Origin of the sequence: Coleofasciculus sp. D1-CHI-01, from assembly GCF_040218875.1 — a bacterium.
Classification (GTDB): domain Bacteria; phylum Cyanobacteriota; class Cyanobacteriia; order Cyanobacteriales; family Coleofasciculaceae; genus Coleofasciculus.
In genome coordinates this window covers 41,936-58,576 of sequence record NZ_JAVJQP010000170.1, presented here as the reverse complement: position 1 = coordinate 58,576, position 16,641 = coordinate 41,936, and the positions used below count along the sequence as shown (strand labels likewise).

Here is a 16,641-nt window from a genome sequence, read left to right as displayed (position 1 = left end):
TATAATCCAGTTGGTGTAGGCTCTAGGTGAGTGGGTCTAGTTCCGTGAATTCTCTTCGCCTAGGCTTATTGAGGGCTAAAGCCCTGACTACGAACTGCAGAAACAACAAAATGACTTGTAGGGGCGGGTTTTACCGTTATCTGTGGCGACAAACCCCCTAATTCAATAAACCCGCCCTGCTCCCAACCATTAATGTTTATAATCCAGTTGGTGTAGGCTATAGGTAAGTGGGTCGAGTTCCGTGAATTCTCTTCGCCCAGGCTTATTGAGGGCTAAAGCCCTGACTACAAACTAAGAATTTTCACCAAAGAGAACGTAAATCCAGGGTAAATCCTGGTAACACCTCTTCTCCAGAAAGAGTCTCTGGAGCCTCTAAAATTTCAACATTTTGCTGGGGACGATAAATTTCTACTCGCCTCTGTTCTGGCGCAATTAACCAGCCCAAACGGACGCCATTTTCCCTATATTCCTTCATTTTATCTTGGGTGGCTTTTAACGTATCGGAAGGAGACATCAGTTCCACAACAAAATCGGGGCAAATTGGCGGAAACTTGGTTCGTTGTTCTGGAGACAAACCATCCCACCGTTCCTGTCTCACCCAAGCTAAATCCGGAGAACGATTAGCGCCATTAGGAAGTTTAAAGCAGGTAGAGGAGTCAAACCCAACCCCTAATCGAGTTTGGCGATTCCATATCCCGAAATCAATGACAAGTTCAAAGTTTTGATTCCCGGTTTCTCCGCCAGTGGGGGACATAATAATTAATTCTTCGTGGGCATTGCGTTCAAATTTCAGATCAGGATTAGCCCGACATAATTGATAAAATTGGTCATCGGTAAGCTGAATAATTGGGTTAAAATCTATAGTATAAGCCGTCATTTTAGTTTTACCTGTTAACTCCACTTAATTGGATTCATCCCCCATCCTCGGTCATGCTCTGACGCCGCCTACATTTAGACTGGGGCGAGTCGAGTTAGGTTAATTCTCATACCTCCACATTTAAGCAGCGACTCGCCCCTACAATTGTGATCATGTCAATTTCTCTGAATCATCCGTTTGGTCAAATTAATAATCGGTAGGGGCGACCCGCTTGCATTACTTAATAATACCCGTCTATTCAATTTACTCGGGTCGCCCTTACTCAGGTCGCCCATTGCACATTTGCATATATTTTAAATGGGTTGGGTTATAGTCGCCAAAGGAACCTTGATCGCACCTTAACCCTCAATACATCTAACGCCAAGATATCCCCTATTCGGATAACCAATCGGAGCGAACGTTGTTCTTTCCGGTCGTGATGTATCACACTAAAAGAAGAAAGTCAAGTTTACTGCTGTTTTACCCTGTCGTCCAGTTGCCATCAATCCCACGCGGGACGAACCAGGAACAACGTTTCCCAATGATTGAAACCAAACAACCCGAAGACGTTACCAACTATAACCAGAGTTCATTGAACGCCCTCGATCGCGCGATCGCCTTTTCTCAGGGTGAGTTCTCGCTTGTCTTAGTGCGCTGTAATTATAAGCGTTTGCAAAAGCGTATATTACACCAACTGCACGAACGCGCTCAAGGTCGATATCAAATACAGGAATTAGTTCTCCCCGAATCCGTCACCACCCTTTACACCACGATTCAGAATTATGTGGACAATCAGCCTGTAGAGACGGAGGGAGCTGGGGAAGCAGAGGGAGCAGGGGGAGCTGGGGGAGCCGAGGGAGCAGGGGAAGCTGGGGGAGCCGAGGGAGCCGAGGGAGCCGAGGGAGCAGGGAAAGCCGAGGGAGAAGAAATTAAAATTAGAGCTGATTCGAGCTGTATTGATCCCCCTCCCGCCTTAATCATCCTGGGACTCGAATCCGTGGAAGCGCTGGATGATTTACTCACCTCCACCAACCAAGTACGGGATGAATTTCGCAAACGCTTACCCTTCCCCCTAGTCTTATGGGTGAATGACGAAGTATTGCACAAACTCGTCCGCTCTGCTCCTGATTTTAGCAGTTGGGCGGCGACTCCAATTAAGTTTGAAATTGCTACCGATGAACTCCTCGATTTGCTGCAACAAAAAGCAGACTCCCTATTTAAAACTGTACTAAAAGGAACTTCGGGACGATATGCGCCGTGGCGTATCTGTACCCACCATACTAATCTCAATTTAGCCACAGGTTGCCGTTCTCGCGCCGAACTTGACTGCGCCCTCCATGACTTAGAACAGCGCCAAGAAACGATTACCCCGGAACTAGAAGCCAGTCTGCAATTTGTTTTAGGGCAATATGATTATGCCCATGATTATATCGATGCCGCCGTTATCCGTTATCAAAAAAGCCTTTGGTATTGGCGCGTTACCAATAACTTAGAACGTCAAGGCGTTCTCCTATTTCATTTAGGCTTATGTTATTGCCGGAATGCAGACTTGCATCGGGCGCAACGACACCGCAACTGGGAAGAAGCTTGGCCCTATCTCCAGCAAGCGGTTGAGGCGTTTGAACGGGCGGAACGTCCGGATTTAGTGGCGCAGTTTATTACCCAACAGGCGGAAGTGTTGCAACATTTGGAAGGCTGGGACTCCCTCCAACACGTCGCCCAACAGTGCTTACGAGTCCATAAATACTATGGTTCCCCCGTGCAACTGGCGCAAGATTACGGCTTTTTAGCCGAAGTCGCCCTCGTGAAACGGCGCTGGAATGATGCCAATCACTGGGCGCGACAAGCTCTCTCTCGCTTAGACTCTATCTCCGATTCTCTCTCAGACTACCCCGGCTTACATCCCTATTTATTGACTCAACTCTATCAACTCATCGTTGTCAAATCCTATCATCAGTTGCGTCAATCAGCAGAAGCCACCCAGCACTTGAACCAAGCGAGTCAAGACTTAGCGGATGCCATTGCCAAAAGCGATTATCTCTACGAACCCCAACGTTACTTATATCTGCTGGAAAGCCTACGGCGGCTGTACTTCGAGCAACACCGTTATTTAGAAGCCTTTCAGATTAAGCAAGAACAAGGGGCAGTCGAACAACTCTATGGATTTCGTGCCTTCATTGGTGCGGCTCGTCTCCAGCCTCGACGAGCCGTATCTAATCCTACCTTAAGCCCAGTCGAACAGCAAGAAATTGTGGCACAAGAAATTGCCGCATCCGGGCGTCAACAGGATGTACAACGTTTAATTGAACGGTTAAGTCGAGCGGATTGTCAATTGACGGTGATTCATGGACCTTCTGGTGTGGGTAAGAGTTCCATCGTTTCCGCTGGCTTAGTTCCTGCCCTCAAGCATAGAGCATTAGGCGATCGCTTAGTGTTACCTGTGGTACTGCAAGTGTATACCGATTGGATTAAGGAACTGGATAAAGGCGTCAGAACCGCCCTATCTGGGTTAACCCCGCCTAAATCTGAGCCGTATACCCCCTCAGAATCCCTAGGTGACGACAGTTCTGATCAAGCCATTCTCAACCAACTGCTGGCACTGTTACGAGATAATGCGGATCGCAATATCTTAACCGTGTTAATCTTTGACCAGTTTGAGGAATTTTTCCTGGGACATGCTTCTCCCCAGCAAACGCGCTTATTTCATCAGTTTTTCCAGACTTGTTTAGATCTTTCCTTTGTTAAAGTTATTATTTCTATTCGCGAAGACTTCTTACACTACTTATTAGACTTCGAGAAACTGAATCTAGAGGCAATCGACAATAACATATTAGATCGCAAAAATCGCTACCCGTTAGGTAACTTTTCCCGTCCCGATGCCCGGGCGGTAATCCAAAGCCTCACCGAACGCGCCCATTTTTACTTAGAACCCGCATTAATTGATGCCTTAGTTCAAGATTTAGGTCGAGAACTGGGAGAAGTGCGTCCGATTGAATTGCAAGTGGTTGGGGCGCAGCTTCAAGCTGAAAATATCACCACGCTGGCGCAATATCGACAACGGGGACCCGTGGAAAAGCTGGCGGAACGTTTCCTGGAAAAAGCCCTAAAAGACTGTGGCGCAGAAAACGAACAGGCGGCTTGGCTGGTGTTGCAACTGCTTACTGATGAAAATAATAATCGTCCCTTAAAAACCCGTGCCGAATTAGTCATTGAATCGGATATTGACGCCCAGCCTCTGGATTTAATTTTAGAAATATTAGAGAAATCAGGCTTAGTCTTCCTGTTACCCGAAATTCCCACCCATCGCTATCAATTAGTTCATGATTACCTGGTGGAATTTATCCGCCAAAATGAACAAAATAGTTTGCGAAAAGAACTGGAAGAACTGCGGCAAAAAGACAAAGAGAGTCAAACTAAAATCCAACAACTGATTCGGGAAAAAAGCCTGCGGTCTAAATTATCAGCGGCGACGAAAAAACATGCGGCTGCGGTGGAAAAACAACAGCAAGCCGAGGGGAAATTGAATCAAGTTCTACGACGCCGTTTGCAAGAAGCCCGAATTGCGGGCGTGACGTTAGCTACCCTGGCGGTGATTGCCGTCGGACTGGTATTTCGGGCAGTATTTAGTGAAACCAATGCCCGATTAATTGCCCTGAATGCTTCAGCCGAAGCCTTGGTTGCGTCCAACCGTAAATTTGACGCTTTACTGAAAAGTTTATCCGCCGCTAAAGAATTAAAACAGGCCCTAGGAGTGACCCAGGAAACCCGAATGCGGGTGATTTCTACATTGCAACAGGTGGTATATGGCGTGAAAGAACGCAACCGTTTAACCAAACATAATGATTGGGTGAGTAGTGTTAGTTTTAGTCCCGATGGGAATTTAATTGCGTCAGCGTCTAGGGATAAAACAATTCAACTGTGGAGTCAGCAAGGGGAATGGTTGAACGAAGTAGGGAGACATAATCAGGGGGTGTATGCGGTTCGCTTCAGTCCTCAGGGTAAGATATTAGCCTCTGCGAGTGAGGATAATACGATTAAACTTTGGAGTCGAGAGGGTCGATTATTAAGAACCTTAATTGGACATCGCGATCGCGTTCACAGTATCAGCTTTAGTCCCGATGGTCAACGGATTGTCTCGGCGAGTGAGGATAATACGGTCAAACTCTGGCGTATCGATGACGGAAAGCTATTGAAAACCCTATCAGGTCATAATCATTGGGTGTTAGATGTAAGTTTTTCTGCCAATGGTCAGTTGATTGCATCCGCCAGTCGTGATAAAACGATTAAACTGTGGCAATCAGATGGTACATTACTCAAAACCTTAACTGCCCACAATCAACCTGTACTCGACATCAGTTTTAGTCCCGATGGACAATATCTAGTCTCTGCTAGTGCAGATAAAACTGTCAAACTTTGGCGAACTGATGGCAAATTACTCAACACCCTATCCGGACATCAAGATGCTGTAATTGCTGTTACTTATAGTCCAGATAGTCAGATGATAGCCTCTGGAAGTAACGACAACACAATTAAACTCTGGCGTCTCGATGGTACATTAATTGACACATTACAAGGACATGGTAAGGCAATTCTGGGATTAGGATTTAGTCCCAATGGCAAAATATTAGCCTCTGCCAGTGCTGATAATACCATCAAACTCTGGCAAGTTGAGGGGGGAATGTTGCAACCGATTCCTGGACATAGCCAACCCATCAGCAGTGTCAGTTTTTCCGGCAAGGGTCAGAGAATTGCTACCGCTAGCTGGGATAATACGGTGAAACTCTGGACTCGTCAGGGTAAATTACTAAAAACAATTGCGGCACATCAAAAGTCAGTTAATAGTGTTAGTTTTTCAGACAACGGTGAGACCCTAGCTACAGGCAGTGACGATAAGACAATTAAACTCTGGAATCCAGATGGAACCTGGCAGAAAACATTATCCGGACATAAAGATGGGGTAACCAGTGTTAATTTTAGTCCCGATGGTCAGCGACTCGTATCTAGTAGCGCGGATAAAACAGTCAAACTATGGCAAATTGATGGCAAATTGGAGAAAACCTTAATCGGTCATCAGGGAACGGTTTGGGGCGCAAGTTTTAGTCCCGATGGGTCTTTAATTGCTTCAGCCTCTGACGATAAAACGGTGAAATTGTGGAGTCGTAACGGCAGGTTTATCAAAACATTGAGGGGGCATACAGATTCCGTGAATTGGGTAACGTTTAGTCCCGATGGCGAGTTTATTGCCTCAGCCAGCAATGATGGAACGGTGAACCTTTGGAATCGAGAGGGAAAATTGGTGCGTCCATTGAAGGGACATAATGGTTCAGTCAATTGGGTAACGTTTAGTCCCGATGGCAACTTTATTGCCTCAGGAAGTGATGACAAAACTGTTAATCTTTGGAGTAGACAAACCGGTCATTTAATTAACTCTTTTGTCGGTCATCAGGAGGCTGTGTTTGGCGTTAGTTTCAGTCCTGATGGTGAGCTTTTGGCATCGGCGTCTCAAGACACGACGGTGATTCTGTGGAATTTGGATTTAGCGGATTTAATTGGACGCAGTTGTCATTGGTTGGAGGATTATTTACAACATAATCCCGAATCCCCAACGATTAATGACGCCAATTCCCAGGATTTTCGGGCATTGTGCGAGGGAAGATAGGGAATTTCATTTTCGATGATAGCTATCTAGGGAACAATTAAAATCCATGTTTAGTTGGATAATATTATAGGTTGTTTTCAAAAATGGGGGCATTTTTACTCCCATTAATTCCCTTTTAACTCACCTCTTACACCAGATCAATGGTGCGTTACGCTTCGCTAACGCACCCTACTGGACTGACACAGCTAAAATTGTGGAATAGATTTGACGGTTAAATTGGGCGCACGCCGTGCGCCCCTACAATTCTAATTCACCATTTTAAGTGTGCTACGCCACTACGATTTTGCTAGCCGATCCCCGAACTATTCAAGATGTCGGGGAACTAATTCCTGATTATCCCCCGATTGGATGAGACAACTAGGTGAAGTCAATGCCCTAGAAATTGTCATACCTTAAAAATTGAGATGGATTGTGTCACAGATTTAGACTCAACTTCTCCGATGTAGTAAAATGTAGCCTGTAGAGATGTTGCTGGCAAGGTTTCTACAGTCCCCAATCCCTAACCCTTAATTATGTCCAATCCCTTTTTACTCAGCCGCGTCCTTTTACAGTTTAATTCGTCAGACGAAGACCTAATTAATGAACTATCAGCCGCTACATTTACACCGGATGGTAGTTTGTGGCTGGGTGCTGATGAAGGGATCAATGTTGAACGTCTATCGCTGATCGAACCTTGTGTTTTTGGCAATCATCAATCCTATTGTCTAGCCGATTTCATCGAATTGTTTAATCAAGATGATGAAATCGATATTGAAGGAATTGATTATGCTGATAATTATCTTTGGATCACTGGATCTCACAGCACGAAACGTGGCAAACCCAAGGGGAAAAACGTAGAAAAAGATCTCCAACGCCTTGCCAAAATTAAAACCGATGTGAATCGATATTTACTTGCTCGTATTCCCGTGGTGAATGGCGAATTATTAAAGGTGTCTTCTCTCCCCGATAATCCGGAGGAAAAATTGACCGCCGCCTGCTTACAAAAGACAGACGCGAGTAATAGTCTCATAGATGCCTTAATCGAGGATATTCACTTAGGTCCCTTTGTCACCCATCCCTTACCCAGTAAGGATAATGGCTTAGATATCGAAGGATTGGCGGTGCGAGGCGATCGCGTGTTTTTGGGCTGTCGGGGTCCGGTTCTCCGGGGTTGGGCAGTTATCATCGAAATTAAGGTGGCTGAATCTGCACCCGGCATCTTAACCCTACAAGACATTGGGGACAACGGGAAACGCTATCTCAAGCACTTTATCGATCTCAATGGTTTAGGAGTGCGGGAACTCTGTTGGCGAGGAGACGATTTGCTGATTCTGGCTGGACCAACAATGGATTTAGAAGGTGCTATCCGGGTATTCCGCCTCAAATCTATTTTAGACCGTTCAGCCGATAGTATAACGGCGCAAGCCTCCGGAGAGTTAGAACGCCTGTTTGACTTACCCTTTATTCCCGGATGCGATCGCGCCGAAGGTTTAGCCTTGTTTCCCTGCTTAGGAGAATCGGATGCGCTATTAATGGTTTATGATTCCCCTAATCCTATTCGCCAAATTGAACCGAGTGCGATTTACGGAGACGTTTTTAGTGGAAACCTTTTCGACTAATCGTGCTAAATAAGTTAAGATGCTCTAGATTTAGGATAGTTTAGGGGGATCTAGTTATAGAGTGGGCATGTTCTGGGAATTAAGCAATTTTATGCCATAGGGTTTCTTGAACTTGACTCATCTCTTCCCGGACTTTTAGGTAACGACAGGGAATACTATCGATTACACCCATTGCGGTTTCTCCATTGCCATAAAGTTCTAGTTGAGCTTGGGGAGGGGCTTCAAAGAATAAACGTTCTTGGGGAAAGATAATTCGTTCAAATCTCCAATTTGGAATATTAGTAATCCGAGCAATTAAGGTTTTTCCCGTTCCATTGATATAGTAACAAAGCATGAGATTACTACTGTCATTGAGCCGAGAATATAATAGTTGAGTCATCATCAATAACCTCAATAACGTTATCAGTTGGTCACAAGTCTTACTCAGAAGCAGGATAAAGGATTAACAAAACGCTTTATCCCCAAGTTTGACTGACTTAAGAAGACTAGCGCAGCGCGGTTTCATTATGATGTCCGGCAAATCACCCATAATAAAAAAGCCTAAAACCCTTACTGTTACAGCATTGCTATTATGGGCAATTAACAGGACTTGATCCAGCTTATCTTATGAAAAAGCTGGGGCAAAAAGATGGGTATAGTTCCAAGGCAAGGTATAGAATTGAGCGTTAGCCAGGGACGCGGGAGGATGCCAGTCCGATTGAGTGTGTAGAATATACTCTATTCCCCAATGAGCATACGTTTCAACCCGCAAACGCAGTTCTAAAGAATGGTAAGGGATTTTCGTTGGCACAGAACCGTTCGACGTTGTGTTTACCTGAGTATAGGTTTCAGGAATAGCCGCCATCACGTAGTCAACCAGTCGTTGACGTACATCGGGCTGGGCAAATAGTTCGTTGTAGGGTTCATCACCATAAACTGCCAGGGCATTGTCAATTTCTTCATTCACTAATTGCAGTCCCAAGTCTACAACCGCTTTAGACAGTGATTTAGACATTGTTCATTTCCTCAACTTGATGGCTTACCTGCTGAGATCAGAATGGATCTGTCGTCCACGGAAACACTGAATTTCAAGGGCATCGAGTCAAAAAGGGAAATATCCCTGTGGGTCATTGCTCGATGAACATTACTGACTTTACAGGTTAAACGTAAAAAAATTGGGGAATGACACTCAAGAGAACTTAGTGTTTTTCTAAAGAAAAGATTAAGAAAAGGGTTTCAACCGATAACCAACGCTGTGAACCGTCTCAATCAAATCATCGGGCGCTCCCACGGCTTTGAGTTTGTGACGCAAGCTCTTAATGTGAGCTTTAACGGTATCTTCAAAGGGGGTGGCTTCGGCAGACCACAAATGCTCAATGATGAACTCACGGTTGATGATACGCTGACTATTTCGCAAAAACAACTCTAGGCAGGAATACTCCTTCGGGGTTAAATGTACAGGCTGTTGATTATAGATTACTTCATGACAACTTGGATCAAGCTGTAATCGCTCCCACTCTAGCACTGGCGGTACTGAACATCCTCCCCGTCGCAACAGCGCTCGAATGCGAGCTAAGAGTTCTGGCAAATCAACGGGTTTGACTACATAGTCATCAGCGCCTGCATCTAAACTGTTCACCTTATCCGTGCTAGTGTCAAGGGCTGTGAGCATCAGGATCGATCCATGATAGTCGCTAGAACGCAGACGCCGACACAAACTGATACCATCTAGCTTAGGGAGCATGACATCTAGTAAAATTAAGTCATAATAGAGGCTTATAATTTGTCGCCAGCCTGCTTCCCCATCATTGACAACATCAACATCATAATTTTGATCAATAAGCGCCTCTGTGAGGGCTTCTGCAAGCGCGATATCGTCTTCCACCAACAAGATCTTCATAGCCAATTGATTGAATAAATCGGTAAGCCAACTCAAGTAGATATAGCAGATGCGCTATATCTTAATTCTCACTTTACCAACCTTAACATTGGCTCTACTCATCCTCTAGAGCATCGATCCAGTGATCACAGTTAAGTAATCGGACGAATGACGTAGCTCGCTTCTTTTCGGGAGCGAGTATGACAAATAATAAACGATAAATGACAAGTAACAAATGACACATTCTATCCAACCCAAAAATCTGCTTGCTGGTTTGGGTTTAGCATTACTGATTCTCAGTAGTCCGATTGCTGTTTATGTATGGCGATTAATGGGATTCGCTTCTCAGGCGGATCTAGCACATCCTCTGTTGTTAATCACCATCACTAACGGTTTCAGCATACTGCTACTAATTGGCATCTACCATCGCTTCTGGGTACGACTTAGGCAACTGGAACAAGATAATGACAACAGCAGATTCTTGTCTCCAGAGATTCGCGATCGCCAACAAGCTGAGTTGCAAGAACAGAATTTTGTTTCCGTAATTCTCGATACCGCTAATGCCTTAATTACCGTTCTGGATAAACAGGGACGAATTATTCGATTTAATCAAACCTGTGAACGACTAACTGGCTATTCCTTTGAGGAAGTCAAGGGAAAGTATATTTGGGATTTGTTTTTAATTCCAGAAGACATTGAATGTGTAAAAATCATTATTAAAGAACTCCAAGCCTGTCACTTTCCCAACGAGCATGAAAATTACTGGATCGCCCGCGATGGCACTCGGCGTCTAATTTCCTGGTACAATACAGTTCTGTTCGATGACAACAGTGCAGTCAAGTATCTGATTGGGATTGGCATTGATATCACCGAACGCCAGCAAGCCGAACAAATGCGTCGCCAACTCGAACGCCAGCAAGAACTGAGCCAACTCCAGCTACGCTTTTTTTCATCGGTGTCCCATGAATTTCGCACCCCCTTGAGTACGATTTTAGCCTCCGTTCAACTCCTACAACTTTGCCCGAATAAATTTTTTCCTGATAAAAAACTCAGAAATCTGCAACGGATTGAAGACGCGACTCAACGCCTGCGGCAAATGCTAGATAACATTCTCACAATCAATCGGGCGGAAACTGGACAATTGGAGTTCCAGCCGACGCGGGTGAATCTTGAACAGTTTTGTCAAGGGATTTTAGCGGAGATACCACGTAATCCTGACAATCCGTATGCTCTAAATTTGGTTAGTCAGGCAGACTGTATCTGTGCCGATTTAGATAAAAACCTATTGCGTTCTATTTTGATCAATTTAATCATGAATGCGATTAAATATTCTCCGCCATGTAGCACTATTGATTTACGGCTAAATTGTACAATAACTGAGGTTAATTTTCAAGTTTGCGATCAGGGTATTGGCATTCTTGCTGATGATATTCATCATATATTTGAAGCCTTTTATCGGGGAAAAAATGTTGATAGTATTCCGGGTTCAGGATTAGGGTTAACGGTTGCCCAAACTTGTGTTATCGTACAGGGTGGCAATATTAGCGTGACCAGTGAACCGGGAGTTGGCACAACGTTTACGGTAACAATTCCTTGTGAATTCATAAGTCAATTGTAGGGGCGGGTTTAGCCACAAGTGTAGGGGCGGGTTTAGCCACAAGTGTAGGGGCGGGTTTAGCCACAAGTGTAGGGGCGGGTTTAGCCACAAGTGTAGGGGCGGGTTTAGCCACAATTGTAGGGGCGGGTTTAGCCACAATTGTAGGGGCGGGTTTAGCCACAATTGTAGGGGCGGGTTTAGCCACTAAATTAGCTATTCACCGATAAATGAACAACAAAACCCGCCCTCTCCACCAATAAATGAACAACAAAACCCGCCCTCTCCACCAATAAATGAACAACAAAACCCGCCTTTATTAATAAACTACTAAATAGGGAATTGGCTATAAATTGAGTGTGAGAGTAATGAGTAAAAAACCAGCGAAACATAACCATTTTGCTATTACCAAAGCCGCTAAGATAAGGCTGATAATATTATTTTTGCTATTGGTAAGTTTAGGAATTTGGATAGGATTGACGTTTTCGGAACCGACAAGTCCCCAACAGGCAGCCGCTCAAGTTAAGCTGCTAGAAGCTATTTATACTCAGGGGAACTATATTGAGGCGGGGATTTGGATTGCGATCGCACTCGGATTTGGAGTCCGAATCATTCGCCGTTCGGGAACAGAGCGATATCAAGCACTCATGGCGTTTCTGACCTTCTTTTTCTTTGGACTATCGGATATCATCGAAGTGCAGACAGGAGCCTGGTGGCGTCCTTGGTGGTTATTTGTGTGGAAAAGTCTATGTGTATTTTCCATGACAGCGTTGCTACTCAATTATCTGCGATCGCGCTCTGATTCACGGTGATGTTGAGTGGATGTGCAGAGGGAGCAGGGGGAGATGAGGGCGGGTTTATTAACATCAGGGTGACAACGAAAGATAGTAGTGAAACCAGCCCCTAAACATCGGTCAGGGCGGGTTTTGAACAAACATTAGTCATCCATAGCGAAAAGAAAATCCCTAAACCCGCCCCTACACAAAACCAGACCCCTTGAGCCAAGCGAAGGGTTAAAACCAGGTTCCCGACGAACGAAGTGAAGACTCAAAACTTCACCAATCCCCCGCCAACGATAAAATAGCAAGTGTAACTAATAATTGGGACTTAACATGAATCAGCCAGTGCCAGGGAATCCCCAAACCAACTCTGATTCTGATCAATCGATGACCACTGGTGATCCAGGTTTACGATCCTTTGCTGACCGTCTGGCTAAGAATTTGGCACGGGATACGCTAATTCAAGGAACGACTGACTATCTGCGAAACGTGTTAGCCGTCGATCGCGTAGTCTTATATTATTTCTATTACGAGTGGAAAGGGCAAGTCACCTTCGAGTCATTGAGTTCTCCCAAATACTCCATCTTCGGCTCGACGGGGGGCGATGAATGTTTTAATGACGAGTATGCCGAGTTGTATTATGCAGGACGAGTAAGAGCGATCGCAGATATTCAAGCCGAACCCATCGATCCCTGTCACCGCGACTTTTTAGGTAGCCTTAAAGTACGTGCCAATTTAGTCGTACCTATCCTTACACCGCGACGGTTATGGGGATTACTTGCGGCTCATCATTGTCAAGATACCCATCCTTGGTCACAGTCTGACATTGAAGCCATGAAAAAAGCCGCCCAAACCCTAGCTACAGTTCCAGCAATTCGAGATAGCTAGATATCGATGAAAGTCAAATTCCTAGTTCTAGCGCTGACAACTCTTACCGCACTCGTCGGTACGGCGGATTGGGCTGCAAATTTCCCCCTGAGTCGATCCCTGTTGTCACAGTGGCAATGGGGCGGATCGGGGCAATCACAAACCCTGCTCAAAGACCGTATTTTAGATGAAGCCGAAACAGAAGCCGCATTTCGGGCGCGGAGTTTGGCAATTCGGGAAAAGGTGGCGGCGGCGGATTTAGAGGGATTGGATACCTGGTGGCGTACTCGCACCATTAGTGACCCCCATAAATACCTACTTCCAGTTATTCTTGCCCGCCTCAGCTTAGGGGAACAATACGATCGCCAGCTAATCTGGGATATACTCTTGGGTTTAGATGAAGGAAAACCTGATCTTTATCACTTTCGCAGCCCCTACGATATTCGCATCTTCTTCTTATTCCGAGATACCATGCCCAAAGCGGTAAAAGCCTCTTACCGTAGTATGGTGGATGCGCCGCGTGTGCGCGAGTGGCTGGAACAGGGTACAGAAAATCATATGTTCATGCAGCGTATTTCCGGTTTAGCGCTGATGGATGGAAGTGGTTTCCCGACGCCTCTCCCGGCGACGGCGGCGACAAATGAGGCTTGGCTTAGGGCAGAATTGAATAAGTTCCTGACGATTGGACAGGGAGAGTTTCATTCTTCGACCTATTATGGGTATGCGATCGCAGGGTTGCTGAATCTCTATGATTTTGCTGATACTCCCGAATTGCGCCAGTTGGCGAAAGCCGCATTAGACTGGTACGCGGTCAATATGGCGGTGCGCTTCAGTTGGGGAACCGCAGGTGGTGCGGAAAGTCGCGGGTTTGATCGCGGGACGTGGGATGATAGTGGTTTGAGTGGCGTGGCTTGGATTTGGTGGGGGGATAGTTTGACCCTGAGCGAAGCCGAAGGGTTAGCGCCTGTTGAGCGTATGGATCGGGGTGTGACTAGGGTAGCATTACCTGCTGCCTTAAGTGATTATCGTCCGCCGCCCCAATTGAGAGCGATTGCCCGTAAGGAAATAGACTTACCTTTTCAGCTTAAAGCCAGTCATCCGGGTTATTATAGTTATCACCAAGATAACCGATTTTGGGAAACCTTTTATGTGACTCAAGATTATAGTTTGGGTACATTAATTGACCCCAGTCGTTCCTATCAAGTCAAAGGTACAATTAATGCCCAATATGCTACCTATAAATTAGTCATCCGCGATCCCAAAGGACAAAACAATGCCGTTGTTAGTTTGGGTGGAACCTATCATTCAGACATGGCAACAGGGCGTTCTCCAGGAGATCAATACGTCCAAGAAAAGGGCGCAGTGATTTATCAGTTACGCTTAAATTCACGAGATAAAGCCGCCGATGTACCAGGGCGTTCTCACCTAGTTTTACCGACTCGATATGGGCAACCTCAGCGCTATGGGGATTGGTACATTTGGCGAATTGAAAATACCTTCCTTTGCGTCCGTCCTTGGGGTGAACAGATAGACTGGCAAAATCAGGTATCGGAGAAATATTCTGATTACCAGGCGTTAGCAGCAATCGGCAGGAATACCGCTTGGATTACTGATGTAGCCAGTGTTGATGATTATCCCACAATCGAGGCGTTACAGCAAGCCCTTGACCAAACAGAGATTCGCGATACGTCCTGGGAGACAATGGGTCAGATTACTTATACCAGTTTAGCTGGCGATCGCTTACAGATGACCTATCAACCTAATCAAGGAGCGGGTTTAGCACAGATTAATGGGAAAGAGCGAATCCTCGACGATTGGGCTGTGTTAGATAGTCCTTATGTTCAGCAAGACTTAAATAGTGGTCTTTTAGAGGTGTTTTCTCCCCAAGGAAACTGGCGTCTGCGAGGCACATTGACAGGTCCAGAATGGGAGTAGGTAATCAGTAATAATTAGGGACAATCGTAGGGGCGGGTTTAGGGACTCAATTCAGATATTCACCAATAACGGAACAACAAAACCCGCCCTCCCCAACGATAACTGTTCGTCATTTAAATCTGATTGTCAAGAATTGCGAAATCTATAGAGTGCGACCAAGCGTCCCGCTACTGCTCCCCAATTTAACGCCATGACAGCTTAATTCATCGGTTAATATATCTCACTCTATCACCTGATGAAATTCTATGCATAAAAGCCATAGTTCCCATTCCTGATTGTGTAAAATTTCCATGAAAAAAGGAATAAGAGGAAGACAATAATCGTCTTCCGCCAATGCACGTAAAAAATAGACCCCTCCATGAACAAGTTAACCCTGATGATCTGTCCCCACGATACAGCTAAGAAACCGGATCGATGGTTTCGCTTTATCCAGTATTTGAATAACCAGCTTGATGTCAACGTACATTTAGAGGTTTCCCTGGATTTCCAGGATTTTCATCAACATCTCGATCAAGCCGATATTGTCTACGCTAACCCGGCTGATAGTATCCGCCTACGGGAACAAGGCTTTTCTGCGGTGGTTCGTCCGAGTAATCTCTATGATGAAGTGGTGTATATTGCCAATCAGGATATCGCCAATCCAACCTTAGATTCGCTGCACGGGGAAACCCTTGCCACTGTCAAAAGTATGCTACCGAGTAAGGTGGCTTTACAGAGTCTCAAAGAAAAAGGAATTGCACCTGCACAACTGTTGGATAAATCCTCTTGGTTAGGAGTGATCAATAGTGTGTCCAAAAACGAAGCCCCTTTCGGCATTGTCTATAAAGACACCTATCAGGAACTCTCAGCCAATACCAAGGCGATGGTTAATGCCTTTGCTGAATCGGATGAAAAAGTTATCTTTCATGGTATCCAAATTAGTCCCAATGCCATGGATCATAAGAGTGAATTAGAGCGTGTTCTCTTAGAGATGAATACGACTCCAGCCGGAAAAGATGTGTTGCAAGAACTCAATATTGAAGGATGGTGTAAAACTACGTCCGAAGAAATTAGCACGGCTAAGGAAATTATGATGGCGGCTTAAACCATTCGATTCATCCCCAACCAACTTTTTAGTAGGGTCGGGGATGAATCGCCGAATTCGATAAATATACTACTTATGACAGATGACATTTAGATAATATTTGCATTATGTGTTTCTTGTTGCCTGTTCCCTGACAAAATTCCATCATCGTTTTCGAGAGCGACTGATATATTGCCCATGAATATTCACTCCATAAGGAACCAGGTAGGTGAGGAATCCAGAAATCCAGCGATCGCGCGTCATCTTGCCCTGTACGACAGCAGTACCATGATTAATCAGAAATAAAACAGAACCAACCACAGCAGCGACTTTAAGCGCTGTTAGCATCAGATCGTTGTCAACCAGTGCTGCACAATAGTCCTTGAGTGGTTTCACCATTAGCACAATTGAGACATCATTGAAATTCGTTAC

At 45.2% G+C, this 16,641-nt stretch carries 13 protein-coding genes; 7 read left to right on the top strand and 6 right to left on the bottom strand.

Going from position 1 to position 16,641, the window contains the following annotated elements; genetic code table 11:
- Window positions 1–301: 301 nt before the first annotated feature.
- Window positions 302–877 (bottom strand): Uma2 family endonuclease, encoded by a 576-nt coding sequence (locus RIB93_RS29670; RefSeq protein WP_446378458.1) that lies wholly within the window; start codon window positions 875–877, stop codon window positions 302–304.
- Window positions 878–1,397: 520 nt separating this feature from the next.
- On the opposite strand from RIB93_RS29670, the gene RIB93_RS29665 reads away from it, so the two are divergent.
- A complete protein-coding gene (locus RIB93_RS29665; RefSeq protein ID WP_446378455.1) occupies window positions 1,398–6,515 on the top strand; it encodes a WD40 domain-containing protein in 5,118 nt (1,705 codons plus the stop codon).
- 512 nt (window positions 6,516–7,027) lie between these two features.
- Window positions 7,028–8,113 (top strand): DUF3616 domain-containing protein, encoded by a 1,086-nt coding sequence (locus RIB93_RS29660; RefSeq protein WP_446378453.1) that lies wholly within the window; start codon window positions 7,028–7,030, stop codon window positions 8,111–8,113.
- Between the two features lie 79 nt (window positions 8,114–8,192).
- On the opposite strand, the gene RIB93_RS29655 is transcribed toward RIB93_RS29660, so the two are convergent.
- The 3 genes from RIB93_RS29655 to RIB93_RS29645 form a co-directional block, all read right to left on the bottom strand.
- Window positions 8,193–8,495, bottom strand: a complete 303-nt coding sequence (locus RIB93_RS29655; protein WP_446378451.1) for a DUF1830 domain-containing protein — start codon at window positions 8,493–8,495, stop codon at window positions 8,193–8,195.
- A 222-nt stretch (window positions 8,496–8,717) separates the two neighbouring features.
- The gene (locus RIB93_RS29650) at window positions 8,718–9,107 is read right to left on the bottom strand and encodes a hypothetical protein (RefSeq protein WP_446378449.1); all 390 of its coding nucleotides are present in this window, start codon (window positions 9,105–9,107) and stop codon (window positions 8,718–8,720) included.
- Between the two features lie 207 nt (window positions 9,108–9,314).
- Complete coding sequence (locus tag RIB93_RS29645; protein WP_446378447.1) at window positions 9,315–9,992, bottom strand: response regulator transcription factor; 678 nt, start codon at window positions 9,990–9,992, stop codon at window positions 9,315–9,317.
- Window positions 9,993–10,206: 214 nt separating this feature from the next.
- Between RIB93_RS29645 and RIB93_RS29640 the strand changes: the two genes are divergently transcribed.
- Complete coding sequence (locus RIB93_RS29640; protein ID WP_446378445.1) at window positions 10,207–11,589, top strand: PAS domain-containing sensor histidine kinase; 1,383 nt, start codon at window positions 10,207–10,209, stop codon at window positions 11,587–11,589.
- Here RIB93_RS29640 and RIB93_RS29635 read toward each other — a convergent pair.
- The gene (locus RIB93_RS29635) at window positions 11,573–11,773 is read right to left on the bottom strand and encodes a hypothetical protein (protein ID WP_446378443.1); all 201 of its coding nucleotides are present in this window, start codon (window positions 11,771–11,773) and stop codon (window positions 11,573–11,575) included. The two genes, RIB93_RS29640 and RIB93_RS29635, sit on opposite strands and share 17 nt — an antisense overlap.
- A gap of 160 nt (window positions 11,774–11,933) precedes the next feature.
- On the opposite strand from RIB93_RS29635, the gene RIB93_RS29630 reads away from it, so the two are divergent.
- The 4 genes from RIB93_RS29630 to RIB93_RS29615 all read left to right on the top strand — a co-directional run bounded on the left by RIB93_RS29630 (window position 11,934) and on the right by RIB93_RS29615 (window position 16,230).
- Window positions 11,934–12,377, top strand: coding sequence for a hypothetical protein (locus tag RIB93_RS29630; protein ID WP_446378441.1), 444 nt, complete (start codon window positions 11,934–11,936; stop codon window positions 12,375–12,377).
- A 300-nt stretch (window positions 12,378–12,677) separates the two neighbouring features.
- The gene (locus RIB93_RS29625) at window positions 12,678–13,232 is read left to right on the top strand and encodes a GAF domain-containing protein (protein WP_446378439.1); all 555 of its coding nucleotides are present in this window, start codon (window positions 12,678–12,680) and stop codon (window positions 13,230–13,232) included.
- A 6-nt stretch (window positions 13,233–13,238) separates the two neighbouring features.
- Window positions 13,239–15,146, top strand: a complete 1,908-nt coding sequence (locus RIB93_RS29620; RefSeq protein WP_446378437.1) for a hypothetical protein — start codon at window positions 13,239–13,241, stop codon at window positions 15,144–15,146.
- Between the two features lie 358 nt (window positions 15,147–15,504).
- Window positions 15,505–16,230 carry a phosphate/phosphite/phosphonate ABC transporter substrate-binding protein gene (locus RIB93_RS29615; protein WP_446378435.1) on the top strand — a complete coding sequence of 242 codons (726 nt, stop codon included), beginning with the start codon at window positions 15,505–15,507 and terminating at the stop codon, window positions 16,228–16,230.
- 144 nt (window positions 16,231–16,374) lie between these two features.
- Here the strand turns inward: RIB93_RS29615 and nrtS are convergent, their stop codons facing one another.
- On the bottom strand, window positions 16,375–16,608 hold the full coding sequence (gene nrtS, locus RIB93_RS29610) for a nitrate/nitrite transporter NrtS (RefSeq protein ID WP_446378433.1): 234 nt from the start codon (window positions 16,606–16,608) through the stop codon (window positions 16,375–16,377).
- Window positions 16,609–16,641 lie beyond the last annotated feature (33 nt).

Excerpts from the sequence above, each read along its gene's own strand:
- RIB93_RS29620 (WP_446378437.1), top strand. The coding sequence starts at position 13,239 with ATGAAAGTCAAATTCCTAGTTCTAGCGCTGACAACTCTTACCGCACTC.
- RIB93_RS29670 (WP_446378458.1), bottom strand. The coding sequence starts at position 877 with ATGACGGCTTATACTATAGATTTTAACCCAATTATTCAGCTTACCGAT.
- RIB93_RS29640 (WP_446378445.1), top strand. The coding sequence starts at position 10,207 with ATGACACATTCTATCCAACCCAAAAATCTGCTTGCTGGTTTGGGTTTA.
- RIB93_RS29650 (WP_446378449.1), bottom strand. The coding sequence starts at position 9,107 with ATGTCTAAATCACTGTCTAAAGCGGTTGTAGACTTGGGACTGCAATTA.
- RIB93_RS29615 (WP_446378435.1), top strand. The coding sequence starts at position 15,505 with ATGAACAAGTTAACCCTGATGATCTGTCCCCACGATACAGCTAAGAAA.
- RIB93_RS29630 (WP_446378441.1), top strand. The coding sequence starts at position 11,934 with ATGAGTAAAAAACCAGCGAAACATAACCATTTTGCTATTACCAAAGCC.
- RIB93_RS29645 (WP_446378447.1), bottom strand. The coding sequence starts at position 9,992 with ATGAAGATCTTGTTGGTGGAAGACGATATCGCGCTTGCAGAAGCCCTC.
- nrtS (WP_446378433.1), bottom strand. The coding sequence starts at position 16,608 with ATGGTGAAACCACTCAAGGACTATTGTGCAGCACTGGTTGACAACGAT.
- RIB93_RS29660 (WP_446378453.1), top strand. The coding sequence starts at position 7,028 with ATGTCCAATCCCTTTTTACTCAGCCGCGTCCTTTTACAGTTTAATTCG.
- RIB93_RS29665 (WP_446378455.1), top strand. The coding sequence starts at position 1,398 with ATGATTGAAACCAAACAACCCGAAGACGTTACCAACTATAACCAGAGT.
- RIB93_RS29625 (WP_446378439.1), top strand. The coding sequence starts at position 12,678 with ATGAATCAGCCAGTGCCAGGGAATCCCCAAACCAACTCTGATTCTGAT.
- RIB93_RS29655 (WP_446378451.1), bottom strand. The coding sequence starts at position 8,495 with ATGATGACTCAACTATTATATTCTCGGCTCAATGACAGTAGTAATCTC.